At 43.2% G+C, this 24,333-nt stretch carries 25 protein-coding genes; 18 read left to right on the forward strand and 7 right to left on the reverse strand.

The window, feature by feature from the left end:
* The 4 genes from E0D70_RS02550 (at window position 1) to E0D70_RS02565 (ending at window position 3,581) form a co-directional block, all read left to right on the forward strand.
* The gene (locus E0D70_RS02550; RefSeq protein WP_240536944.1) at window positions 1-1,050 is read left to right on the forward strand and encodes a class I SAM-dependent methyltransferase; all 1,050 of its coding nucleotides are present in this window, start codon (window positions 1-3) and stop codon (window positions 1,048-1,050) included.
* Window positions 1,051-1,211: 161 nt separating this feature from the next.
* The gene (locus E0D70_RS02555; protein WP_133010711.1) at window positions 1,212-1,724 is read left to right on the forward strand and encodes a glycine cleavage system transcriptional repressor; all 513 of its coding nucleotides are present in this window, start codon (window positions 1,212-1,214) and stop codon (window positions 1,722-1,724) included.
* Window positions 1,725-1,901: 177 nt separating this feature from the next.
* Complete coding sequence (locus tag E0D70_RS02560; RefSeq protein WP_133010712.1) at window positions 1,902-2,336, forward strand: MarR family winged helix-turn-helix transcriptional regulator; 435 nt, start codon at window positions 1,902-1,904, stop codon at window positions 2,334-2,336.
* A gap of 9 nt (window positions 2,337-2,345) precedes the next feature.
* On the forward strand, window positions 2,346-3,581 hold the full coding sequence (locus E0D70_RS02565) for an MFS transporter (protein WP_133010713.1): 1,236 nt from the start codon (window positions 2,346-2,348) through the stop codon (window positions 3,579-3,581).
* A 94-nt stretch (window positions 3,582-3,675) separates the two neighbouring features.
* On the opposite strand, the gene E0D70_RS02570 is transcribed toward E0D70_RS02565, so the two are convergent.
* On the reverse strand, window positions 3,676-4,758 hold the full coding sequence (locus tag E0D70_RS02570) for an ABC transporter substrate-binding protein (RefSeq protein WP_133010714.1): 1,083 nt from the start codon (window positions 4,756-4,758) through the stop codon (window positions 3,676-3,678).
* A gap of 231 nt (window positions 4,759-4,989) precedes the next feature.
* On the opposite strand from E0D70_RS02570, the gene E0D70_RS02575 reads away from it, so the two are divergent.
* From E0D70_RS02575 to E0D70_RS02585, 3 genes are read left to right on the forward strand one after another with little or no spacing between them, the layout of a single operon-like run.
* Complete coding sequence (locus tag E0D70_RS02575; protein WP_165942851.1) at window positions 4,990-6,045, forward strand: FecCD family ABC transporter permease; 1,056 nt, start codon at window positions 4,990-4,992, stop codon at window positions 6,043-6,045.
* Window positions 6,046-6,047: 2 nt separating this feature from the next.
* Window positions 6,048-6,833: an ABC transporter ATP-binding protein gene (locus E0D70_RS02580; protein ID WP_133010715.1), complete on the forward strand. Its 786-nt coding sequence runs from the start codon at window positions 6,048-6,050 to the stop codon at window positions 6,831-6,833.
* 33 nt (window positions 6,834-6,866) lie between these two features.
* A complete protein-coding gene (locus E0D70_RS02585) occupies window positions 6,867-8,081 on the forward strand; it encodes an MFS transporter (protein WP_133010716.1) in 1,215 nt (404 codons plus the stop codon).
* A 172-nt stretch (window positions 8,082-8,253) separates the two neighbouring features.
* Here the strand turns inward: E0D70_RS02585 and E0D70_RS02590 are convergent, their stop codons facing one another.
* Complete coding sequence (locus tag E0D70_RS02590) at window positions 8,254-9,288, reverse strand: family 16 glycosylhydrolase (RefSeq protein ID WP_165942852.1); 1,035 nt, start codon at window positions 9,286-9,288, stop codon at window positions 8,254-8,256.
* A gap of 756 nt (window positions 9,289-10,044) precedes the next feature.
* On the opposite strand from E0D70_RS02590, the gene E0D70_RS02595 reads away from it, so the two are divergent.
* Window positions 10,045-11,748, forward strand: a complete 1,704-nt coding sequence (locus tag E0D70_RS02595; protein ID WP_133010718.1) for a purine-cytosine permease family protein — start codon at window positions 10,045-10,047, stop codon at window positions 11,746-11,748.
* A gap of 21 nt (window positions 11,749-11,769) precedes the next feature.
* A complete protein-coding gene (locus tag E0D70_RS02600; protein WP_133010719.1) occupies window positions 11,770-13,269 on the forward strand; it encodes a mannitol dehydrogenase family protein in 1,500 nt (499 codons plus the stop codon).
* Window positions 13,270-13,281: 12 nt separating this feature from the next.
* Here the strand turns inward: E0D70_RS02600 and E0D70_RS17685 are convergent, their stop codons facing one another.
* Window positions 13,282-13,413: a hypothetical protein gene (locus E0D70_RS17685; RefSeq protein ID WP_276312838.1), complete on the reverse strand. Its 132-nt coding sequence runs from the start codon at window positions 13,411-13,413 to the stop codon at window positions 13,282-13,284.
* Window positions 13,414-13,486: 73 nt separating this feature from the next.
* On the opposite strand from E0D70_RS17685, the gene E0D70_RS02605 reads away from it, so the two are divergent.
* The 5 genes from E0D70_RS02605 to E0D70_RS02625 all read left to right on the forward strand — a co-directional run bounded on the left by E0D70_RS02605 (window position 13,487) and on the right by E0D70_RS02625 (window position 17,059).
* Window positions 13,487-13,828 carry a zinc ribbon domain-containing protein YjdM gene (locus E0D70_RS02605; protein WP_115897478.1) on the forward strand — a complete coding sequence of 114 codons (342 nt, stop codon included), beginning with the start codon at window positions 13,487-13,489 and terminating at the stop codon, window positions 13,826-13,828.
* A gap of 1,258 nt (window positions 13,829-15,086) precedes the next feature.
* Window positions 15,087-15,581, forward strand: a complete 495-nt coding sequence (locus tag E0D70_RS02610; RefSeq protein WP_133010720.1) for a hypothetical protein — start codon at window positions 15,087-15,089, stop codon at window positions 15,579-15,581.
* The gene (locus tag E0D70_RS02615; RefSeq protein ID WP_133010721.1) at window positions 15,560-16,252 is read left to right on the forward strand and encodes a transglycosylase domain-containing protein; all 693 of its coding nucleotides are present in this window, start codon (window positions 15,560-15,562) and stop codon (window positions 16,250-16,252) included. Before E0D70_RS02610 ends, E0D70_RS02615 begins: the two co-directional genes overlap by 22 nt.
* Window positions 16,253-16,575: 323 nt before the next feature.
* The gene (locus E0D70_RS02620) at window positions 16,576-16,809 is read left to right on the forward strand and encodes a ribbon-helix-helix domain-containing protein (protein ID WP_133010722.1); all 234 of its coding nucleotides are present in this window, start codon (window positions 16,576-16,578) and stop codon (window positions 16,807-16,809) included.
* The gene (locus E0D70_RS02625; protein ID WP_133010723.1) at window positions 16,796-17,059 is read left to right on the forward strand and encodes a type II toxin-antitoxin system RelE family toxin; all 264 of its coding nucleotides are present in this window, start codon (window positions 16,796-16,798) and stop codon (window positions 17,057-17,059) included. Before E0D70_RS02620 ends, E0D70_RS02625 begins: the two co-directional genes overlap by 14 nt.
* Window positions 17,060-18,134: 1,075 nt before the next feature.
* On the opposite strand, the gene E0D70_RS17470 is transcribed toward E0D70_RS02625, so the two are convergent.
* Window positions 18,135-18,308, reverse strand: a complete 174-nt coding sequence (locus tag E0D70_RS17470) for a hypothetical protein (RefSeq protein ID WP_165942853.1) — start codon at window positions 18,306-18,308, stop codon at window positions 18,135-18,137.
* A 182-nt stretch (window positions 18,309-18,490) separates the two neighbouring features.
* Between E0D70_RS17470 and E0D70_RS02635 the strand changes: the two genes are divergently transcribed.
* Window positions 18,491-19,222, forward strand: a complete 732-nt coding sequence (locus E0D70_RS02635) for a DUF6969 family protein (RefSeq protein WP_133010725.1) — start codon at window positions 18,491-18,493, stop codon at window positions 19,220-19,222.
* Between the two features lie 233 nt (window positions 19,223-19,455).
* On the opposite strand, the gene E0D70_RS02640 is transcribed toward E0D70_RS02635, so the two are convergent.
* Window positions 19,456-19,854 carry a VF530 family protein gene (locus E0D70_RS02640; protein ID WP_133010726.1) on the reverse strand — a complete coding sequence of 133 codons (399 nt, stop codon included), beginning with the start codon at window positions 19,852-19,854 and terminating at the stop codon, window positions 19,456-19,458.
* A 496-nt stretch (window positions 19,855-20,350) separates the two neighbouring features.
* On the opposite strand from E0D70_RS02640, the gene E0D70_RS02645 reads away from it, so the two are divergent.
* The 3 genes from E0D70_RS02645 (at window position 20,351) to E0D70_RS02655 (ending at window position 21,786) form a co-directional block, all read left to right on the forward strand.
* Window positions 20,351-20,668 carry an antibiotic biosynthesis monooxygenase family protein gene (locus E0D70_RS02645; protein WP_133010727.1) on the forward strand — a complete coding sequence of 106 codons (318 nt, stop codon included), beginning with the start codon at window positions 20,351-20,353 and terminating at the stop codon, window positions 20,666-20,668.
* Between the two features lie 110 nt (window positions 20,669-20,778).
* The gene (locus E0D70_RS02650; RefSeq protein ID WP_133010728.1) at window positions 20,779-21,159 is read left to right on the forward strand and encodes a hypothetical protein; all 381 of its coding nucleotides are present in this window, start codon (window positions 20,779-20,781) and stop codon (window positions 21,157-21,159) included.
* A 276-nt stretch (window positions 21,160-21,435) separates the two neighbouring features.
* Complete coding sequence (locus tag E0D70_RS02655) at window positions 21,436-21,786, forward strand: hypothetical protein (protein WP_133010729.1); 351 nt, start codon at window positions 21,436-21,438, stop codon at window positions 21,784-21,786.
* 127 nt (window positions 21,787-21,913) lie between these two features.
* On the opposite strand, the gene ahpF is transcribed toward E0D70_RS02655, so the two are convergent.
* Both ahpF and ahpC read right to left on the reverse strand, forming a co-directional pair.
* Window positions 21,914-23,461 carry an alkyl hydroperoxide reductase subunit F gene (gene ahpF, locus E0D70_RS02660; RefSeq protein WP_133010730.1) on the reverse strand — a complete coding sequence of 516 codons (1,548 nt, stop codon included), beginning with the start codon at window positions 23,459-23,461 and terminating at the stop codon, window positions 21,914-21,916.
* A 206-nt stretch (window positions 23,462-23,667) separates the two neighbouring features.
* Entirely contained in the window at window positions 23,668-24,225 is a 558-nt protein-coding gene (gene ahpC, locus E0D70_RS02665; protein ID WP_133010731.1) for an alkyl hydroperoxide reductase subunit C, read from the reverse strand.
* Between the last annotated feature and the right edge of the window lie 108 nt (window positions 24,226-24,333).

Raw genomic sequence — 24,333 nt, forward strand, 5'->3', positions numbered from 1 at the left:
ATGACGAGCCAATTATTGGCGCGCAATGAAGAATCTCTTACTGGCAAGATTTTGTTTGCTAACCCAGAAGACACCTATCCGCTGGATTTGAGCCGTAAAGCAGATGTCTATGCTTGGAGCCAATCTAAGACGCAATGTGATGCGTTGCAGCAAGTTGGATTTCCTGAAGAGAAACTGGTTTTTTCTGAGCAATGGTCTGAGTTAATCGCGTCTGATTTCGACAATGTAGTGATTTATCAGCCAAAAGCCAAAGAACTGCTAGATTACCTTATTGCCGCCATATTGCCGCTGGTTAAAATGGGCGGAAAGGTTTGGCTAGTGGGCGACAATAAAAGTGGCGTCAAATCGTCCATGAAGCGTCTAGAAAACGGCCTAGAAGACGTCGGTAAAGTGGAAGGTGCAAAACATTGCTTGTTGTATCAAGGTTACAAGCGTGAAGAAGCCAAACCGTTTGTATTTGAAAAATGGATTACCACGTGGCAGCAAGACGTAGCGGGTCAAACGCTTAACCTATGCAGCATTCCAGGTGTATTCGGTCATGGCAAACTAGATAAAGGCACTGAGCTGCTGCTTAACCAACTGGATCAGCATCGTTTTATGAGTGATATAGCACACGCTCGATTGCTCGATTTTGGCTGTGGCGATGGCATTATTGCCTTGTGGTTGTTTAACAAAACGGGTGTGAATATCACCGCGCTAGACGACAGTGCTTTTGCACTGAAAGCGACCGAGTTAACATTTGCCGCCAACGACGCATCTGATGCACTGACCTTGATCGCCTCTAATGGTTTAAAAGAGGTGAAAGGGCGCTTTAATTATGTGGTCACTAATCCGCCATTCCATAGCGGTGTTAATACGGATTATAGTATTGCCGAACAGTTCTTTATGACGGTAAAACAACACCTAACTTTGAACGGTGAGTTGTTTGTTGTGGCTAACGACTTTTTGCGTTACCCGCCAATACTAGACGCCGCTCTAGGTTCCCATACGCGTTTATTGCGCGATAAAGGTTACTCTATTTATCACGGTAGACAGCCGAAGAAACGCTAATTGAAAAAACGATCTTCAGAAAAATGACAACACAAGGCGACTTCGGTCGCCTTTTTATGCGGTTTTTTTTGCATTCTTTCTCAAAGGCAGTAGTCTAGACTTTAGATATTCACACCATGCATGCATTCCAACAGAATACAAATAAGTAACGGGAGCAGATTATGACTAAGCAATTAGTACTGACCTTTATTGGTGAAGACAAACCCGGTTTAGTAGAACGCCTTTCAGAAGCGGTGCGAGAGCATCATGGCAACTGGCTAGAAAGCCGTATGGCGCATTTAGCGGACAAGTTTGCTGGCATCTTAACCGTGTCTGTTTCAGAAGAGCATGAAGCGAGTTTGATAAGCGCCTTACAAACATTTGATCAGCTCGGTTTGAATGTGATTGTGGAAAGCGCCAAGGTGGTAGCAGAAAAAGGGAAAATCATTAGCTTGTCTGTCGTGGGTAATGATAAGCCGGGCATAGTGAAAGAAGTGACTCAAATTCTCCATTCTCTGATGATTAATATCAAAGAACTTTCCAGTACGTGTGAGCCAGCTCCGATGAGCTCAGAAATGCTTTTTAAAGCGGATATGGTGCTGCATATTCCAGCGGACCTTGCGTTCTTGGATCTCGAAGAAGCATTGGAAGGCATTGGTAGTGACCTGATGATTGAGCTAGAAGAAAGTCTCTAGCTTTCGTGGAAAATAGCTTCTTGGAAAATAGTTTTCTTTGAAAAGCTGTCTTTGAAAAACCACGTTTTACTCATAGTTATCCCATCTGTGGAAACATCTGTGCTTTGCCCTTCTGGGACTTTAATTAAGCAGCCAAACTTGGTAGTTTAGCTGCTTAATTACTGGAGCTGTTTTCTAATGCCTCAAGAAGCACATTCCCCCTTGGCAATGGATTTACACCAAATTGTTGGGTTAATTCATCGCAAGCTCAAAGAAAAGTCTAATGATGCTGACCTGAACTGGTCCCAAAAACATGTGCTGAGATACTTATATCGACACTCTGTCTCGACGGTTTCTGAATTAGCCGCGCTAGAAGGTGTTCGTACCCAATCAATGGGCGCCACAGTACAGTCTTTAAAAGAAGCCGGTTATATCACCGGTCATCCTGATCCTAAAGATGGGCGTAAAACTCTGCTGTCTTTAACCAATATTTTTCAGGAAAAAGTAGAAAAGAAACTGTTAATAAAAGAAGAGTGGTTGCAGCAACGCATTGCTGAACACCTTAACGCACAAGAAATTAAAGCCCTTCAGTTAGCGCTCCCCGCGTTGAAAAAATTAGTGTCAGAAGACTAGGTGGAATGATTGATTAATACGTTTCGTTCATTATCGAATCCCAATTACCGACTGTGGTTCAGTGGGGCCGTTCTTTCTAATGTTGGAACTTGGCTACAGCGTACCGCTCAAGATTGGATTGTTATTTCTCAGCTCTCTGATAAGAATGCTTCTGCGGTAGGCTTGGTGGTATTTTTACAATTTGCACCGCAAATTCTTTTATTGCCCATTACTGGCTGGACGGTAGATCGGGTGGACCGACGTAAACTCCTGTTTATTACTCAATGCCTAATGTCCATGTTGGCACTCGTGTTGGGCTTTTTGGTATTGAGTAATCATGTTGAGCTCTGGCAAGTGTGTGTTTGTGCGTTCGGTCTAGGTTGTGTTGCCGCCTTTGATGCCCCCGCGCGACAAGTCTTCGTCTCAGATGTGGTCAGTGAAGATGAGTTAACCAATGCGGTCTCGCTAAATTCTTTGTCTTTTAACACTGCTCGTTTGGTTGGCCCTGCTATCGCGGGCTTGCTGATTGCTTGGATAGGCGCTGGCTGGGTGTTCCTATTGAATGCCGTCTCTTTTATTCCAATGCTAGTCGCCTTACATTTATTAAAAGCGCGCTTACCGGTTAAGGAAGAAGAAATTTCAGTGGGAAAAACGAGATCGGCATCCAGTTTTCTGGATGGATTTCGTTATATTTCTGCTCATCCCACGATGCGAATTCAGCTCATCATGACTTTTTTGATCTGCAGCTTGGGAATGAATTTTGCGGTGTATTTATCGTCCATGACTGTGCATGTATTTAAAGGCCATGCGGCACAATATGGCATGTTGATTTCAACCATGGCGATAGGTTCAATAACGGGCGCTATGGTCACAGCAAGCCGAACAAAACCGACAATGTTTCTTTTGACATTAGCCGCTGCTGGCTTTGCCGTCAGTAGTGCTTTTGCCGCGTTAAGTCCAAATTTCATGAGTTTTATTGTCGCACTGGTATTCCTAGGTCTGAGCTTACAGATGTTTATGACATCAAGTAATACGCTGATGCAACTGTCTACTGAGCGCCGATACCGTGGTCGTGTTATGTCTGTAGTGTTAGCAACAGCCATGGGTAGCACCGCGATAGGTGGCCCTGTAGTGGGGGCAATATCGGACTTTTTAGGAGCCCGTTGGGGGATTGGTATTGGCAGCGTGTTCGGCTTTGCGGCAGCAGCATTAGGGTTTTGGTTTATGCGCAAACAAAGCCAAGAAAAGGCGGCTGAAGCGCGATAAAACGCCATCTTATTTATTTTTTGATCAAATAAAAACCGATTAAGTAACTGAACTTAATCGGTTTTATTTATGATTCGTAAATCGCCGCTATGGTTTATAGCGAGATCATAAAGGTGCCTTCAGGAGTAACCGGAAGGTACTTCTTGTAGAAGTCTTTATAGGCGGCTTCAGGATTCAAATCGCTAAACAATTTTGGGTACATGGCTTTGGCATAGAACTGAATCATGGCGCCATCTAGAATAGTACGGCAGGCACCATGGTATGCGGCAAACATGCGATTGTTTTTAATAGCCGATAAACTAGACCAACCAGTACGACGTTTAAAACCCTCAAGGCGTGCTTTAGCCACCGCTTCATCTACGCCTTGCCCCATTATCATCGCATCGTCTCCATTGCCTTTTTCATAGCCTGTGATCACGATAACTTGAGGGTCAGAAGCAAGTATTTGCTCAGGGTTAAGTTTTCCCCACCATTCAACATAAGGCGCAGAAATATTGTCTCCGCCGGCCATAGTGGCAATCGCTCCCCACATATTTTTACCAAAGGTGTAGCCGATTTCATTGACACCTGAAGCGCCGAATTCGGTATAGATCCTTGGCTTAGGTAAGTTGGCTTTTTCCAATCGTTCGGTCACCATTTTAAGATTTTTTGAGTACTCTTCGGCAATCATTGCTGCGCGTTTTTGTTGACCGGTGATGACTCCAATGATGTGTGTGCTTTTCATATGTCGAGCTAATGTTTGTGCGTTGTAATCAACGACAACGATCGGAATCCCCGCACTTTCCAAACGCTGTATATCACTGCCTAAGCCTTTAAACTGCCAATCTGCCAGCATGATAAGATCGGGATTAAGGCTGATGACTTTTTCAATCGAGAAGGTCTTAGTATCCACCCGACCAATGCCAGGGATAGTCGCCAACGAAGGGCGATGTTTCACATACATATCCCAATTTGCTGGGCGTGCCTGCCAAATATATTTAGACATACCGACCACCTTGTCATAAGCCGCTTCGGTGCCAATGGCCATGTAATCTTCAGGATAAAATCCCACAATGACCCGTTGTGCTGGTGCGTTAAAGGTGACTTTTCGATCAAGTACATCGGTAATTGTCGTTGTTTGCGCAAGGCTTAATGATGCGAACATAAGGACAAAAAGGCTAAGCATTATCTGGATCATGAAAGAATTCTCGATTAGTTATTCAATTTTAAAAGATAGAATTGATTAAAAATATGAATGAAAGCTTGTGCGGAGTTTATATTGAATTACAATAGAGATGCAAACAATTATCATTTGTTTTTGTTGTTTGTTTATAAAGACCTTACAAAATAAGGGCGATTAATATTTACCTTATATCGCTAGCCCCCTGATTTTCTTAAGCGACATTTTCGTAATGCAGATGACAAAATAATGATCAATACCACTCTTGTTACCGAGGCCGTTAATGCTCAGCGCCGTTATGAAAAACGACGTTGGTTTGTCATTGCTTGTCTCTTAATGCTGTTACTGTTTTCTTTTGTATTTGATATCGCCACAGGTCCTTCTTTGCTTGGTATTTCGCAGGTATCGAATGCCCTAGCCAGCCTGTTTGGTTTTCCTGTTGAGGTATCGCATATCACAGAAATGATTGTGATCAATTTGCGCCTCCCTATTGCCCTGATGGCCGTGATCGTCGGAGGTTCTCTAGGTGTTGGCGGGGCGGAAATGCAGACCCTGCTGAATAACCCAATGGCGAGTCCGTATACTTTAGGAATGGCCGCCGCGGCGGGTTTTGGTGCGGCTTTAATGCTGTACTTGGGTTCTCTTGGTATGAGCTCGCAAATTGCCGTTCCGATCGGTGCTTTCGTGTGTTGTATGTTGTCGGCTAGCTTATTGTTTGGCCTTGCCATGATGCGTCATATTACGTCTGGTCAGTTGATTCTCGCGGGTATTGCCCTGCTCTTTTTGTTCCAGTCTTTGCTGTCTCTTGTGCAGTTTGTGTCGTCGCCAGAGTTAAGCCAGCAGATCTTGTTTTGGTTGTTTGGTAGCCTAACCAAAGCCACTTGGTCGAATGTGGCTATCACCGCGGGTGTTACCTTGGTTTGTGTCTTGGTCTTGCTGAAAGATGCATGGAAGCTAACGGCATTGCGCCTAGGTGAAGAACGCGCCAAAAGTCTGGGAGTTAATGTCACGCGGTTACGCCTGAAAACCTTAATCATAGTGGCTATTATGACGGCCACCGCGACCAGTTTTGTCGGCATTATTGGCTTTATTGGTATCGTTGCACCCAATATCGCACGCATGCTGGTGGGTGAAGACCAACGCTACTTTTTGCCGCTGTCCTTTTTAGTCGGCGCCTTTTTATTGTCCAGTGCGTCTGTGTTGTCTAAAGCCATTGTGCCTGGCTCTTTGTTCCCTATCGGTATTGTTACCGCGATTATTGGCGTGCCGTTTTTCTTTTGGTTGATCATCGGGAAGAAACGTTAGTCATGTTAGAAATTCGAAATTTACACTTAGCGTTTGATGACCTTGTGCTGGCGAATGACATCAGTTTTTCCCTAAAGGCAGGACAAACCCATGTGATCATTGGCCCCAATGGCACCGGCAAAAGCACCCTGCTAAAAACCTTGTTTGGCGATGTGCAGCCACAACAAGGCGATGTGTATTTTGATGGTGAGCCATTAAACCGCAAGCAGTTAAGTAAATGGCGTCGGCGCTTTGGCTACATGCCCCAAGACATTCGGTTAGACGTAGGCTTGAGTGTGTTGGAAGTGGTGCTACTTGGGCAGCTTGATGCCTTGTCGTTGAAGCTTGGTAATCGCTTATTAGAAGCCGCTTTGCAGGCATTGGATCAAATCGGCTTGCTGCATTTGGCGAATCGCGATGTCAGGACACTCAGTGGTGGTCAGTGCCAAATGGTGCTCTTTGCTCAAGCCTTGATGCGCCAACCAAAAATATTGATGTTGGATGAACCCGTCAGTGCGCTCGATCTGCATTTCCAGCAGGTCCTATTGGATCATTTGGATAAGAACACCAAACAGCATGGCTGGGTATCGATTATGATTTTGCATGATCTGAACCTAGCGGCCCAATACGCTGATAATTTATTGGTGTTAAAAGACGGAAAGCTGGTCGCTCAAGGTGCCCCAAAAGACATTCTTACGCCTGAATTGGTGCATGAGGTTTACGGTGTGACCGCTGAGGTGATGCTGGACAGCGCCGGTGTGCCGTTTGTTCGTACTCAGCGCAACGGACATCATGCGGCTCTCAAATGATTTTAACGACTCTAAAACGGTAAGCGCACTGCTATGAAGGCAAATTACTTTCTGACCGATTGGCGTCAGTTATCCGCAGCGAGCCGTGTCTTAGTTATTAATGGTTTTAGCTTTAATCTTGGCTTTTACATGCTGTTGCCGTATCTCGCGGACCATCTTCAGCGCGTATTGGGACTCACCCCATGGTACGTTGGCTTGGTAATTGGTTTGCGTGTCTTGAGTCAGCAAGGGCTGTTTTTGGTCGGTGGTACGCTGGGCGATTACCTAGGTTATAAGCGCTTGATTTTGCTGGGCTGCTTGGTTCGAGTGGTCGGGTTTGTCTTGTTGGGTCTCGCGCAAAGCTTGCCACTGCTCTTGCTTGGCGCTTTTTTTACCGGTTTTGCTGGGGCGTTATTTACCCCTTCAAGCAATGCCTATTTGGCCTACGAAGCACCGGATCAAGTTCGCCGCGATCGTATTTTTGCAATGCAAAACTGGACCAGTGAAGCGGGGATGTTTCTTGGCCCTCTATTGGGCATTTCGCTGGTGGCCGTGAGTTTTATGTGGGTGGGTTTGAGTGCGGCGCTATTGTTTTTCGGCTTATTCCTGATTCAATGGCGTTATCTGCCTGTATTGGCTGATCAACCTAAGCGCACTTCTGCTCAGCAAGGTTTTTGGCAGCAATGGAAAAGCATGCTGCGAAACCGCGCCTTCATGCAATTTATTCTGTTTGCCTGTGCCTTTCATCTGTTCTTTCATCAGCTGTATTTATCATTGCCAAATGAAGTCGACGCCCGTGGACTGGAATCGTATGTCATTACATGGGTGTTTATGACCACGTCTATTCTGGGTATCACACTGCAAATGCCGATCAGTCGATGGGTGTCTCAGTCGATTGGCAACGCCAAGGCAATGGGACTTGGGCTGGTCTTAATGGGTGGCTCGTTTCTTTGGTTTCTGATCTCCTTTGATGGCGCCCCTTGGTTAAACTTCATCGCTTATGGTGTGATGTTCAGTTTGGGCTCTATGTTGGTGTTGCCGTTGCTGGGCTCTTTTGTGCCGCGTTTTTGTGATAAATCCGAGTTAGGCAGCTACTACGGCTTATATTCTTGCATCGGTGGCATTGCGGCATTCGGGGGGAATGTTGGCATTGGTTGGTTGCTGTCGATTGAGAGCCTGAATCGCCAATGGATGTGGATTGGTCTGGCCATCATCGGCGTGTGCGCAGGACTGGGATTGTATCGTCAGGTGCGTCGGCTTACTGGCTAAGCGCGTTAAGAATGCTAAGGCGTTACCATGCGAGGTATCGCGAATAACTAGCCGTGCGCCATACTTTTTCCGATGGCATAGACAATGTAATCTGTCTGAATGAGAGGAACCCATCAATAACGACTGGGCTCCTCTTTATCGATTGCGTATTAGTCAAATCAATACGAAATGCTTAGTAAGGGCTAGTTCCAGGTTTTTTCTTATAAACACGTACCCAGTCAACTTGCATTGTTGTTGGGTAACCGTCTACACCGCCATTAGCGTTAAGCTTTGGTGGTCTACCGCATCGACGCTGGTTATTAGGGCAAGGGTTACTTGCTGTGCTATAGCGTAAGTTTGGCGCTCGTAGACCTAAAGACAAAGCGAGATTCATAGGCAGGCGGTTCCAATTCGTATTCGCCAAGCTATTTACTTCTTTACCGTCTAGGTAGTAAGTAATTCGATCGGGCTCAACCATAGCGCCATAAACATGAAATGCCGCGGCTGGGTCGAAATTACCATTAACATGTGGATGATCGAGATACGGTAGCTGCTGAGCATTACGAACCCAAGTTGCCTTACCATCTTTCATGACTTGGTATGGGGCATGCATATCAAGGATATGTGAGTCTTGAGCGTGTTGCTGCATTTCGACGATATCTACTTCTGAATACGCTTGTTCGTTATCATCGTGTTTTAAAAATCCTGCCGCTTCGTCAGTGACGTTGTTACTGTATAGCCAGAACGCAGGAGAAGATCCAGGGAATTTAGCCACACCCTTGATACGAGCTTCGTAGTATCCAAACACTTGCGTTGCTTTAGACTTAAGAATACCCGATGAGAAGTAAGTGTGGGCATGGAACGGCGTATAAAGCGATGTCCGTAATGTCGCATTAGGGTTGTCGTCGTAGCGCATCGTGATGTCAAGATTGCCACTATTTACTTTCGTGTTATCTGCTTTCCAAGTCCAAGCGCCCCAAGATTGAGGGCTGATATCCCATTTAGAAGTATTCACCTTAGTGCCGTTGAACTCGTCAGATAGGCTAGGAACTAGGACCCAATCTTTAGGACTGCCGTTAGGCACGTTGCCCTGAACTTGTTCTGGGCTATGAGAGTTTGCAACCGGTGTGCCTGAATATTGATCGACTGCACACCCTGATACTCCAATAGGCACCATGATGAGTGCCATTGTCTTGAGGGAAATTGCGCATTTTATATTTGTTTTCATTGATAGCCTCATTTTGTTATATTTTGTAAACATATGATGTTTATTATATTCATATGTTTGTGTCGAATAAAATACACTTTTTCATGTCGAAAAACGGGCTAATTTAGCGATCAAAACAATAGAATAACGTTACTTTTAAGAGGCAATAGATTAATTAATAATCAATTTTTTTAGGAAAAACACGCAGAGAAGATTAAAAATTGACCATAATGATCTATTTTTAATCTTTACAAGCTCACACTGTTACTAAAAAGTACCTTTAATTAAAAATATTAAATTTTAGTGTCATAAAAGTACTACTTATTTAGTAAATTAGTATTTTTAGTCAATATAGTATTACTATTTCCTATTTATTGTATTTGTTTACTTCAAGACTACTTTTTAAACTCCCTACCCTCAGAACGGTTGGTTTAGAAATGGTTTTCTCTGATGGGGGCTTACGAGCTAGCAGTAAGCATGAAAAGACGATAGCAATACTCTTCTTTGACGGCATAAATACGGCGTTTTTTTTGTAAGTTATTGTTGTATTTATCTATTTTCTCCCCTTCTCAATAATTCAACCTACGTTTTTTTAACGTTTGTCTGACCGGCTTATAAAGCCAATTTTTTTTGCCATTCACAGCGTAAGTACCAAACCAGATTGAGGTCGATGTAGCGCTATTTATCAACAAAAGACATGACGTGAAAGCCGCTTCGCTCCGGCTGATGGCCTCGTATCTTTTGCTAATCTAAATTAAAAAAATAATGAGATAAAAGATGAATTTTGAAAAATTAGACGGTGTTAGCGAAGAGCAATTGCCTATCGCAAAACACAACCTACATGGTTGGAAACATTTTTTAGGGCTGTATGCCGGTGAGCATGTAGCCGCGACAGAATTTGTTATTGGAGCCACCTTCGTTGCGTTGGGCGCGAAGACGATGGACATTCTCGTAGGTCTCTTGATCGGTAACATTCTTGCTATTTTAAGCTGGACGTTAATTACCTCTCCTATTGCGACTCAAACACGCCTTAGCCTTTATACCTATTTAGAAAAAATCGCTGGCAAGTCGATGACCAAGCTCTACAACTGGGCAAACGTCATCATATTCACCGTCATATCGGCGGCGATGATTACCGTATCGAGTACCGCTGTCAGGTATTTATTTAATATTCCCGCTCAACTTAACTGGTACCCAACCAATTCCTTGTTTGTGCTGGTGGTATTGGCTGTGGGTGCGGTCGTGGTGTTTGTCGCCATGTATGGTTTTAAAGCCGTGTCGGAGTTTTCTGGTATCTGTGGCCCTTGGCTGTTTGTGATGTTTGGCTCTGGTGCTCTCGTTATTATGCCTGCATTGGCTCAGTCGGTATTAGGGACGACCTTGCTGCATAGCTTTTCAGACTTTCTTACCATTGGTGACAAGTCTATTTGGACGGGCGTAAATGCGTTTGGGAAACCGGGTATTGGTTTGCTAGAAGTCATTGGTTTTGCATGGGCGGCGAACACGATCACCCATTTTGGTCTAATCGATATGGCGTTGTTACGCTATGCCAAAAAACCCATATACGGTATGGCGACGAGCTCTGGAATGCTGTTTGGTCATTACCTTGCTTGGATCTCAGCTGGCATCATGGGCGCTGGCACAGCAGTACTGGTTAAGAAAAGTATTATTGCATTGGACCCAGGTGATGTGGCGTTTCAGGCGTTGGGTCTTTCTGGTTTCGTTATTGTGATTATTGCGGGTTGGACAACCGCCAATGCCAATTTGTATCGAGCAGGATTGGCCGCTCAGGCAATTTTCACACGCTACTCAAGAAAACAAGCCACGTTGGCAGTTGGGCTTGTGACTATGGTTGTGGCTTGTTTCCCTTTCGTATTTAGCCAAATGTTGCCGCTACTGACTTACGCGGGTTTGCTGGTTGTTCCAGTGGGTGCGATCGTATTTGCAGAGCACGTTATTTTCCCAAAAATTGGTTTTAGCCGCTATTGGGTAAGTTTCCAAAAATTGACACACAGCACGCCAGCGATCGCATCGTGGGGGATTGGCTTGGTGTTTGGTTTTGGCTTAAATACGCTAAATGTCATGTCATTTTACTACCTATTTTTACCAACTTGGGTCGTCACTATCATTGTTTATACATTGCTCGCAAAGCGTTACGGAGCGGACAAAGATTACACAGAAGAAAAAGCCGCCATGGATAAGCACGATAAACTTGTTGAAGCCTACCATGAGCATCAAGCGAGCATTGCCAGCCCCATCGTAGAAGATACCTCCTTGTTGTCTAAAACGCTGGGAACGATTACGTGGATCAGCTTAGCCGTCACATTAGGGTTGGCTTTCTTCACCATGTTTGGCAGCCAAAACATGACCGCCTATTTAGCGAACCGCGAAATATTTTATACCTACGGTTTTGTCTGCACAGTCATTTATTTCACAGCAGCCTATTGGGTCTTAAGACGCCAAAAAGCACTTCAAGCTTAACTAATATTGCGAGATTTCTTAATGACATTATTACCATTGAACCAAGGCAACCTAGCAAGCTTGCCTAACTCGTTTGTTACACCGACGTATGACCGTAGCAAGCTAAAAGCAGGGATTGTACACATTGGTATCGGTGGCTTTCACCGTTCGCATGAGGCGTTTTACACCGATGAATTATTAGCCACAACAGGCACCACCGAATGGGGTATTTGTGGCGTTGGTCTGCGCGAAGCGGATCGTAAAATCGGTGATATTCTTAAGCAGCAAGACTACCTTTACACCTTGGTTGTTAAGCACCCAGATGGCAAAATCGAAAATCGCGTTATTGGCTCCATCATCGACTTCATGTTGAGTGTGGATGACGCCGCAGCGGTAACCGACAAAATGGCCAGTGCAGACACCAAAATTGTCTCTTTGACCATCACCGAAGGGGGCTACAACTTTAACCCTGCGACCAATGAATTTGATTTTACCAACCCAGATGTTCAGCACGATTTAGAAAATCCACAAGATCCAAAAATGGTGTTTGGATTTCTAACAGAAGCGCTTAGAAAACGCCGAGCAGCAGGCTTACCAGCGTTTACAATACAGTCTTGTGACAACATCCAGCATAACGGCAACATGACGCGCAAAATGCTGCTAGCGTTCGCTGAGAAACAAGACGCAGACTTGGCTAAATGGATTGAACAAGAAGTTCGCTTCCCAAATGCCATGGTAGACCGTATTACGCCCGTCACAACACCGGAAGACATTGCCACACTGCAAGCGTCTGGCGTAGACGATGCGTGGCCAGTAGTGTGTGAACCGTTTGCCCAATGGGTTATCGAAGACACCTTCTCCAATGGTCGTCCAGCATGGGAAAACGTTGGCGTGCAATTTGTGCCAGACGTCACGCCCTACGAAACCATGAAGATCCGTCTGCTGAACGCTGGTCACTCTGTATTGGGTTTATTAGGTTCTATTCACGGTCATCAAACCATTGATGGTTGTGTTGCTGATCCATTATTCGCGACTTATTTACGTCGTTTCATGGACGTAGAAGCCACCCCCGTTCTAGCGCCCGTTGAAGGTATTAATCTAGAAAACTACAAAAGCGCCCTGATCGAGCGTTTCGGTAACCCGAACGTGAAAGACAACTTGGCGCGTATCTGCCTAGAAAGCTCGTCTAAACTGCCTAAGTTCTTGATCCCGACCATCACAGAAAACATGGCAAAAGGCGGCAGCATCAAATTTGCGGCCTTGGTCATCGCCGCGTGGTGTTACTACTCAGACAAAGGTGTTAACAAAAACGGCGCAGCGCTGGATATTGTCGACGACATGAAAGCAGAGCTACACACTGCCGCAGCGGGCTCACAGGAAGACAAATTGTCCTTCCTTAAACTAACAGATGTGTTTGGTGACCTTGCTCAGAGCACAGCGTTTACCGACGTCTACGTTGCCATGTTGGATGGGCTTTACGCCAACCCAAACATTGCCGAGCAAATGCAAACCATGCTTGAAAAAGACGCCTTAGTTGCCTAAACAATGCAGTAATTAGAGCGTGAATACCGCGTAAATAGCGCGTTCAGAAAACCGATCTTTGGCGTCAGCTGGGGTCGGTTTTTCTATCTCTAACCGCCCTTCCATTTTCAGCAAAATCGCATCGAGAAATAATTTTTTCGGCAAGATGAAAAACCATAGTGAAAATAAGGGTATAATGCGCGAAATTTTTACAGCCAACCTCGAGGTAGTGACAACAATGAGTCTTCCAAATTGCCCTAAATGTAACTCAGAATACGTATACGAAGATCAAGCCATGCTGATCTGTCCGGAATGCGCACACGAGTGGAACCCGAACGAAGTGGAAGTAGACGAAGACGCATTAGTCATCAAAGACATGAGCGGCAAACTGCTTCAAGAAGGCGACAAAGTTACCTTGGCGAAAGACCTTAAAGTAAAAGGTTCTTCACAAGTGCTTAAAATCGGCACCAAAGCGACCATCAAACGTCTAGTCGACGGCGACCACGACATCGACTGCAAAGTAGACGGCGCAGGTGACATGATGCTGAAATCTCAATTCGTCAAAAAAGCCTCAGCTTGATAAAAGGGGTCAGATCCCTTTTATCCAGACCTAAAAGGGATCTGACCCCTTTTAGGTCTGACCTTAGCGCAGGCTACTTGCAGAACAACTTGATAACCAAGGGTCGAACCCCTTTTTGCCCTCTTCACTTTCTACAACCATAAACACCGCGACAAAAAGGGCTTTGACCCTGACTTCCACCTCGGTATTTCATGTAAACCACTTAACATGATGCTACTGGCTTGCACTGTCCCTTCCCCTTTCTTTTCCAAGGCTAGGATTAGGTTGTTGGTTTTATGGATTCCATTCTAATGCTTTGTTTTCCCGACTTTTATTCCGCTCTGCTGAGCGTGTAACTTTTTTCAATTGATAAAAAAGTAACCAAAAAATCTCTTTAAGACCTTTAGCGTATGATTTACGTGGCATATTAAAATGCTTGTACGTCGATCATTTAAGGAAGGTGTTTAGAAGCTTAATTAGCTTGGAGGTAAAGTATCAAACACTGCCTCGGAAACGTCATCAAGTCGCGCAACTTCGTTGCATCGAATGGACTTATTTATCGCTGTGATGGTCTCATTTGTATAAACCGCCTCACTTGATGCTACTGGCTTGTACTGTCCCTTCCCCTTTTTCTTCCAAGGGGAAGGCTAGGATGGGGTGCACTGGAACTAGCTCTTGTTGTTGGAATACCTAAAAAAGAGCAGCCAATAACTGGAGATTATCTAAAGCCAATCATCGGTTAAAGTTGAAATGATCGGCGATGTTATGAAGCTTTATAAATACCTCGGCTGGTGGCCACAAAACTCAATGAATGCGATTTACTTGTGGGTTGGCCTTTAGGCCAATAACTGGAGATTATCTAAAGCCAATCATCGGTTAAAGTCGAAATGATCGGTGACGTTATTACGCTTCACGTATTTAAAGATAAAAGGGATCTGACCCCTTTTAGATCACAAATGCCCTTTTTTCTGCTCGACACCAACACTCAAGGGTCGAACCCCTTTTTGCCCTCACAAGCTTCCTACGGCCATAAACACTGTTTCAAAAAGGGCTTTGACCTGACTTCCACCTCGGACTGGATAGCCAGAACCAAACAATCAAAAAGCCATAAAGCACGCTGGTAATCTCAATAGACACAGGTTACATTTTCTAGACAAAGGAATGAAAGAAAAGCGACTAACAGATGGTTAAGCCTCACATAACACCCTCTTTTTATTCCCTGTTAAAACCGAGTACACGAACGGCGCACCTTATTTAGGTGTTAGTAGAATGGAGAAATATGGACATTTTAGAAAGCTTCTTAGTTGGGACTGCCTCAACATTTGTTGGTGGTATTTTTTTAGCCGTATTCTTCTTTTGGGTACGTGAGAGTTTTTTTGGAGTTGCTGATGTAACCGGCAAGTGGCATTTCAAAATGATTACTGAAAAAACAGCTTACAATCCCTATAAAGATATGGAGTTACGTTACATTTGTGTTGTTTGGCGAGAGGGTAACCACCTTTACGGTACTGTTGAAAAAGTTTACGAAAAATCTAGTACGGGTGAACGTGAATACGTAGGAAAAAGTCGTTCAAGAGGAACATTGACAGGTGCATATGAGAAAAACTATTTCAGCAAAGACCGAGTCCATATGCATGTTAGCGAACAAGGCGCTGGTCGTGAGTCAACGAACTATTTTACATTGACTGTAAACAAGCGATTATTAGGTGGTCAATTCTGCTCGTTTGTAGCAGATCAAGAAGGGGCTTCCAGTTGGCAAAGAGAACCGTTTTAAGACTGGTGTATTTGTTAATGTCTCTCCCGATGATTGCTGTAGCGATATTATGCTACTTGTTTAATTTCGGAAACGTACGGACTTATTACAAACAATGTATTAATGCCGTTCACGCAAACAATAAAACGTATTCACAAGAATTAATTCAATGCCTTTATATTGGCGAAGATAAAAGAGGTCTGAGCCATCTTGGTGTAGATTATATAGGTATTTTTAGAGCAATTTTGTCTATTTTAAGAGGCCAACTTCAAGGAGCTAGCACCATTGAACAACAGTTTGTACGCACTGTTGTTGGGCGCTATGAAAGAACTCTGACAAGGAAATGGCTTGAGCAATTACTTTCCCATTTAGTGTGTTTAAGGCTTACTAAGCGTCAAGTTGCAGAAAGCTACCTGTCGATCGGTTTCTTTGGTGCTAACATGCAAGGAGTCCCCGCGCTATTTGACCGGTTAGCTCCAACTTCTTATGATTTAAGTTTTTATGCTGGTGTTATTGCACGGCTCAAATACCCGCAACCGAAAAGGAAATCTCAAGTTTGGGCTACAAAGCACCTTAATAGAACAACATGGATTATGCGTCAATATAAGTCTACTAACAAAGAGCTTAAGACGGAGCCAGGCTTTGGGAGTAAGTATCGCTCATCCAAGACAGGCATCTATAAAAGCGAATAAATACAGTCTCTTAGCTATTTTTTAGTTCCTATGACTCTCTAAAATATAAGAGGTCAGGTGCCTTTTAGGTGTGGTCTCCACCGGACTCGCTAACGCTCGTCATTTAACAAAGATCTAACCAAGAGAGGCGTCTATAAAAGCCATCAAATCCAAAAACTTAGCCTTACTAGAAAAAAAGTCATTCAACTCTGGGCATAAAAGCAGCCGTAGGCTAAAGGTGGTTTACCTACTACACCCACTCAAGTCGTTGTTAGTTGTCTGATCTGAAGTAGCGTCACAACGTTATAGTGCTATAATGTTGTTCTTGATAGAGGAGAGTGCTAATGAGTAACTTATCGAAACGTTCAACGGTCTACTTTGAACCACAAATTCACCAAGCATTAAAAATGCGTGCAGCTTCTACGAATGTATCTGTATCCGAGTTGATTGATGAAGCGGTGCGTCTGCTGATGAAAGAAGATCAAGAGGATTTGAACGCCGTTTCAAGCCGTGTTGCAGAAGAAGAAATTAGCTACGAAGCCTTGCTTAACGATCTGAAGAAACATGGCAAAATATAAAATCACCTTCAAAAAATCAGTTGCTAAAGATTTGCGAAGTATTCCAAACAAAGAAGTAACTAAAATACTTCACTGTATTGAGTCTTTGGCTGAGAACCCTAGAGCAGAAGGCTGTATAAAATTATCTGGGCAAGAAAACTATAGAGTACGACAAGGCCTTTACCGTATTATCTATGAAATCCGAGATAAGGTTTTAGTCGTGAATGTCATCAAAGTAGCCCACCGCTCAAGCGTTTATAAAAAAGACTAACAAGAGCCCGCCACCGGATTTATAACAGTTAGTACCAATATCCTCGTGTCTGCCGTTTATTTCTTTTCTAATCATTATTATTCTCTACAGCGGAGCCAGATGGCTCTTTTTTATGCAAAGAGTCAAACCTGCTTTATCCTGCTAAAGTAAATTGATTCTGATTAATACCGCACAACAAATTATCCTCTGTACATTTAAATACGCGCTTTTTAACTATCTGCGATAATTTTTCGTTCTGCTGTATTCAGTCGCTTTTGCCTGTCTTTCTCGCATGCGCTCAGCGTCTTCCAAACTCAATTCATCCGTTTCGCAGGGGATCTGGCCTTCAGGAATAACTCGGTATCTGGGTGTTCTGACAAAATAGCTTCTGTATAGGCTGTTATTTTAGGTATTTCTGAGCGAACCTATTTATTAGCATTAACAACTTCGATTGAAGCCGCGTGAGCTGGTGAGTAACGCTAGGCTTTGTTGTTATCAGCATCATATCGGTTAAGGCACAAGTGCCACTCTGGAAGGCTGAGGCTGAGGCTGAGGCTGAGGAGCTTAGCTTGCACAGCACCAAGCAATATCGCTCTAAAATCCAACGAAACCGCCATTGATTTAGCTGTGATTCATCGTATCGTCTAGCTTTCTCACATGAGGAAAACCACTTAGATTTACACACTCTATTCTCTATAAAAAATGGAAATGATTTACCTTTAAATATATTAAATAAAATTAATATAAAATATTTTGAACTTAATAAAACACTCAAAGTCATATTTTTTGAAAAGAAAATAAGATAAAAGGTAATGCACATTGTTTGCTTTTTTTATGAAAATTATATGACATTTAGCTGATGGCTAATGACAATTAAATAAAAAATAATTTGAACTTAATAAAACCAGGCAAGTCAGAATTTCTGAAACTGAATATTTTAATAAAAAACATCATTAATTTTTAATAAGGTAACGAAAATGAAAAACATACTAAAGAATAAAAAAGCTGTTGTTGCTGTCGGTGTAGCATGTGCATTTCTAAGCGGAGCTCCTGTTTACGCTTCTTGCTCTCCATGTAGCGCAAAAGCAAAATCATCTTACGTTAATCCTTGCGCCGCTAAAAACCCTTGTTCAGCCAATCCATGTGCCGCTAAAAACCCTTGTTCAGCTAACCCATGTGCCGCTAAAAACCCTTGTTCAGCTAACCCATGTGCCGCTAAAAACCCTTGTTCAGCTAACCCATGTGCCGCTAAAAACCCTTGTTCAGCCAATCCATGTGCCGCTAAAAACCCTTGTTCAGCTAACCCATGTGCCGCTAAAAATCCTTGCGCAGCAAAAAAATAGGCTCTTTTACTTTATAAAAAGTATTTAATATAATTACCTTACTCAAGAAACACAGTCTTTTAATAAAAGTCTGTGTTTTATTTATTATCTATAATATAAAAAACTTATTATGAATGTATCTTCTTGGTCTGCCCTTGAAAATGAGATTCCTCTTGAAAGCCCAAATATCAATAAGATAAAAAATATTGATGAATTAGAGAGTGCATCAAAAAAAATAAAAGAATGTTATCGATTATTAAATAAAGGTGGTCAAAATATTGTTGGTGAAATATTAAAAGGACAAGGGACTTTTTACCAAATGAGTCACTATCCTCAAGATGATGTTTATGACTCTGAAACGCACAGCCAATATTACTATCATAACCATAGAGGCATGGATCAAGAACACGGCCATTTCCATACGTTTCTTCGAGCCCAATCCATTCCAGATCACATTAAACCAATGGAAGGCTACCAACGTTCTGAGCCGTGGCCTTTAGGGGATAATGCACTGGCGCATTTTATTGGAATTTCGATGGACGATGAAGGCTTTCCCATTGGCCTGTTTGCCACTAATCGTTGGGTAACAGATCAAACATGGTATAGCGCAGAAGACACGATTGCCTTGCTGGACAACTTTTGTATCGATCACGCTTTTCCCAATCTAGTGGTAAATCAGTGGATAACCGCTTTTTTTGTTCTGTTCCGTCCACACATCGTTGCGCTACTGGAACACAGAGACAAAATAATTGCCGCAGCAGAAAAAAAGAATCCGAATGACGACATACTAGAAAATAGAGAATTAGAGATTACCGGTGCTTTTTCAATTACACCTGAAGAATGGGTGAAGCAGCTTTTTTAGGCACAAGGTTACAGAGCTCGTTAACAAAGAGTCTGATCGAGGCGTAATTTTGATTTTTTCAGTGTATTTGGAAGAAGCATTAGGTTCTTGCTAGCTAAAAAGACAGATAGAAAAAAACATAATAGGTCGTGTAAAGAGCAAAAACAGTTAGTTTTTACTCCTTCGTCACCGACGTTAACCAACTCTTCTTAGCCTCTATTGAGGCGTCATATATTCAGTCAGCCACTATTTAACTATCTGCGATAGTTTTTCGTTTTACCGTATTCAGCTGCTTTTTGTGCTTGTCTTTCTCGCATGCGCTCAGCGTCTTCCAAACTCAATTCAGCAGGTTCGCGAGGAGTCTGTCCTTCAGGGATAACTCGGTATCTAGGGGAGATGGCAAACTGCTCAGATGAAACACGAGGCAAGTTTTTAAATTTATACAGATAGAAAGTTTCCACTTTCTCACGCGCCCAGTCGCTCTTCTTGAGAAATTTTACGCTGGATTCAATGCTCGGATTCGTTTTGAAGCAATTTATATTCAGGTAGGCGTAAAGAAGATCAAAGCCATAATGATCGACTATTTGTGTTAACAAGTCTTTTAAACCCAGACCGTGTAGTGGGTTGTTTTCGTAATTTATCTCATCAGTCATGGTCGCGTCCGGAAAAGTCTAAAAATCTAATAGGGATTGTTATGGCTATCATACCTGTCACTGCCTATACAAAACATAGCAGAGTGCTCTTTTGGGCAAAGAACCATGCAAGACGAGCCTCTATAAAATCTATTTCTACTTTCACCATATGGCGATATCAAGTTAACAGTATTTTGTTGGCAGGAGTCATGTTTTCCTCGCAATGAAAATTTTTTGGAATACTTTCGCTCGCCTATGCTAGCAGTAAATGACGCCTCTAAATTGGTAATCGAATGATTTTAAAAAGTTGAGGAATCAGAAAGTAGGTAAACGAGGGCGCAATGATTTATGCCGTGGTAATGGAAAAAAGTACTGAATAGACTTGAATATTTCGTGGTGTCAGCCCGTATATAAGGACTTTAAACGGAACAAAAATAGTTGGCTAGGTTCCGATTTGTTGCTAGTTTTAACCAACCATTTTTTACCTTTTCACAGGGCATGATGCCTAGGAGCACCAATGTCAGTGATCGCGAATACGCCTAAACCACCATATTATGCTGTGATATTCACTTCGACACGAACTGAAGGTGACAATGGCTATGGAGACATGGCAAATAGAATGGTTGAATTAGCAGAACAACAACCAGGTTTTTTGGGTGTGGAGTCAGCACGAGAAGAGGTTGGCATAACCGTTTCTTATTGGTCTGATTTAGGCGCAATTAAAGCTTGGAAGGCTAATGCAGAGCATTTAGAAGCTCAAAAAACTGGTCGTAAGTTATGGTATGAATCTTTTAAAGTTCGAATTTCAAAAGTTGAGCGAGATTACGGTATATAAGAAGCGTTTCAATCAAGAAAAAATAGTTGGCTCCATTCGTTCCTATTGGTTTTAGCCAACAATTATTAGTCGCTTAACGTAGCGTTAGCAATTTAATCAATGTGGGTATTATGATTCCGAATAACAAAATATCTCAAACTCTCCTAGAGTTTGGAAAAAGCATCATTGCAGGTTTACCTACTGGCCATACAAAAGAAGAATTTGAGGCAGTAATGAAAACGGTTATAACGGTTTGGAATGCTGTTGTAATGGATTCTTGGAAAAAAGATTCAACATTTGAAATGGAGTTGCTGGAACTTACGGAAACAATGCCTAAACCGGCCAAGCTAGAAATAAAGCGCCTTATTAAACGTAAAAAATCTAAGTTTGCGAATGATCCGCGAGCTGTCGGGAAGCACTGGATCCGAGAAAGTAACGGAGAAATTATTTTTGGTTGTGATGCTCGCTTAAATGTTGAAAACGCCCCCATAAGTAATAATATGCGGCATTAATTGGATTGGTTGAGAATGAGAAGCTCTACTGCCTCGTAACATGCCGTAAGGATACCGGAGCCGTGCAATTAAAATCGAGTTCTCTTCAGTTCCATTGCCTATTTCAAGTTCGATAATAGACTTTAAAAGGTTTCTAGCATTTTTTTGCGAGTAATAATTGGCGCGTGATCATTACAGGCAGCCGCCATGGAACTTATCCAATTCGCTCCTTCGTGGCTAATGCTAGCCAACCATTTTTTATCTCGAAATGAGGCGGTATAAACCATGGAAAATAGAGTGAAAAAAATCTTATTCTTGTGCTTATTGTTATTTGGCGTGAGTGCGACAGCAGCAACATTAACGACTGATAATTATAGGATTACTGTTAATGTAAATTGCAGTGAAGGCCATGTTTCATGTCGTGATGTTACTTATGAAGGTGTCTCTAAAAAATCGGGCAACAGTATAACGTTACAAGGTAAAACTTGGCACACTCTATGTGCTGATGGCGTGACTCCTTGTAGGTTTCGTGGCTACCTATTTAAAAATGGCAGTTATCGTTATTTAGTCCATCAATCTGGTTTGCTTCAAGTGATTCAAGGCAAGAATAATGTGTTGGTTGAAGAAAATGGAGAGTGGGTATATTAGAGTGGGTATATTTAACGCTTACAACAAGGCTTTTAATGGGGCGCATCCAAGACGCCACCACTTAGCGGGCAAACAAAAAAGCCGATCTTGCTTTCACAAGATCGGCTTTTTATGAGCAGAGATTTGATTAGTTACGGATCAAGTAATCAAAAGCACCCAGTGCTGCTGTCGCGCCGCCACCCATAGAGATGATGATTTGCTTGTACGGTGTTGTTGTTACGTCACCGGCTGCAAACACACCTGGAATAGAGGTTTGTCCGCGGTTGTCGATCACGATTTCGCCATGGTTGCTCAGTTCTAGAGTGTCTTTTAGGAACTCACTGTTTGGTACTAGGCCGATTTGAACAAAGATCCCAGCGACTTCTACAAGATGAGACTCGTCGGTTGTGCGGTCTGTGTATTTCAGGCCGATTACACGTTGTCCGTCGCCTAGGACTTCGGTTGTCATGGCATTTTTGATGATGGTCACGTTTGGCAAAGAGTTGGCTTTTTTGACTAACACATCGTCTGCACGAAGGGTGTCGCCAAACTCTAGAACGGTAACGTGTTCTACCAAACCAGCAAGGTCAATTGCGGCTTCAATACCTGAGTTACCACCACCGATAACGGCTGTTTTCTTACCTTTGAACAAGGGTCCGTCACAGTGTGGGCAGTAGGCGACGCCTTTGCCACGGTATTCTTGTTCGCCCGGTACGTTCATTTCTCTCCAGCGTGCGCCGGTTGCCAAGATAACGGTTTTACTTTTCAGTAAGGCGCCATTTTCGAGTTCGATTTCAACGAATTCTTTTTTCTCTAGACGAACCGCTTTTTGCGTTTTCATCAGGTCAACGTCGTAATCCAGAACGTGTTGTTCAAGACCGGCAACCAGTTTAGGGCCGTCTGTTGCTTTGACAGAGATAAAGTTTTCAATCGCCATGGTGTCAGCGACTTGGCCACCAAAACGCTCTGCAACAACACCAGTACGAATGCCTTTACGAGCGGCGTAGATTGCTGCGGCTGCGCCTGCTGGACCACCACCGATAACAAGAACGTCGTATGGGTCTTTTTCAGATAGGCTGGCGGCTTGTTTCTTCGCGGCACCGGTATCTACTTTGTTTAGAATTTCGTCCAATGTCATACGACCTTGTTCGAATAATTCACCGTTTAGGTAAACGGATGGTACGGCCATGATTTCACGCTTTTCGACTTCGTCTTGGAACAAGGCACCATCGATCATGGTCGCAGTAATTTTTGGGTTTAGAACCGCCATTAAGTTAACGGCTTGCACAACGTCTGGACAGTTGTGGCAAGAGAGGGAGATATACACCTCAAAGTTCAATTCTGTGTCTAGAGACTTAATTTGCTCTAAAGTGGCTGGCGCGGCTTTTGATGGATGGCCACCCGCTTGCAATAGAGCCAATACCAATGAGGTAAATTCGTGGCCCATTGGGATGCCTGCAAAACGCACTCGCGGTGCTTGCCCTTGAGGTGCAATCGCCATTTGTGGCGCACGACCTGTTGGGTTTTCGTCTACCGTCAAGGTAATTTTGTCGCTTTTAAGCGCCGTGATTTCACGTGCTAAGCCAAGTAATTCTTCTGCTTTTTCAGTTCCATTTGTAGACACAGTAATTTCAATCGGATTAACGATATTTTGTAGGTATGTGCCTAGCTGTTGTTTGATGTTTGCTTCTAACATAATGTTTAACCCGTTAAGACTGAGGGATTACTGTAAATTTCGGGTGCAAAAATCCATACCAAGCCAATAAACGACTTGAAATACGCATTCCGAAAATAATGTATATAAAAGAATAAAAGGGGTCAGATCCCTTTAAGGCGAATCTGATGTTGATCCCTTAATATATTTAAGGGATCTGACCCCTTTTAGGGTCTGACTAGAAAGTCTTAGATTTTGCCAACTAGGTCTAGAGAAGGAGCAAGAGTAGCTTCGCCTTCTTTCCATTTAGCTGGGCAAACTTCACCTGGGTGAGCGGCAACGTATTGTGCTGCTTTCACTTTGCGAAGAAGATCTTCAGCGTCACGGCCGATGCCTTCAGCAGTGATTTCCATTGCTTGGATAGTACCTTCTGGATCGATCAAGAAAGTCGCACGGTCTGCAAGGCCTTGACCTTCGCGCATTACGCCGAAGTTGTTGGTAATTTTGCCAGACTGATCGCCTACCATGTAGTAGTTGATTTTGCCGATTGTTTCAGAGCTGTCGTGCCATGCTTTGTGTGTGAAGTGAGTGTCTGTAGAGACAGAGAATACTTCTACGCCGCGAGATTGAAGTTCAGCGTAATGATCAGCAACATCGCCTAGTTCTGTAGGGCAAACGAATGTGAAGTCAGCTGGGTAGAAAAAGAAAACAGCCCATTTGCCTAGTACGTCTTTTTCAGAAATTTCTACGAACTCGCCAGATTTAAAAGCAGAGGCGTTGAATGGTTTGATTTGTGTATTGATCATTGTGTATCTCCTAAGTGATTTAGAGTAAGTGCGTTACCAACAGGAGCTATATTAAAAGATATTTATGAATTATAAAAATTGTAATTTTATTAAATCGTGATAAATAAA

The sequence above is a fragment of the Marinomonas flavescens genome, from assembly GCF_004352835.1.
Taxonomy (GTDB): domain Bacteria; phylum Pseudomonadota; class Gammaproteobacteria; order Pseudomonadales; family Marinomonadaceae; genus Marinomonas; species Marinomonas flavescens.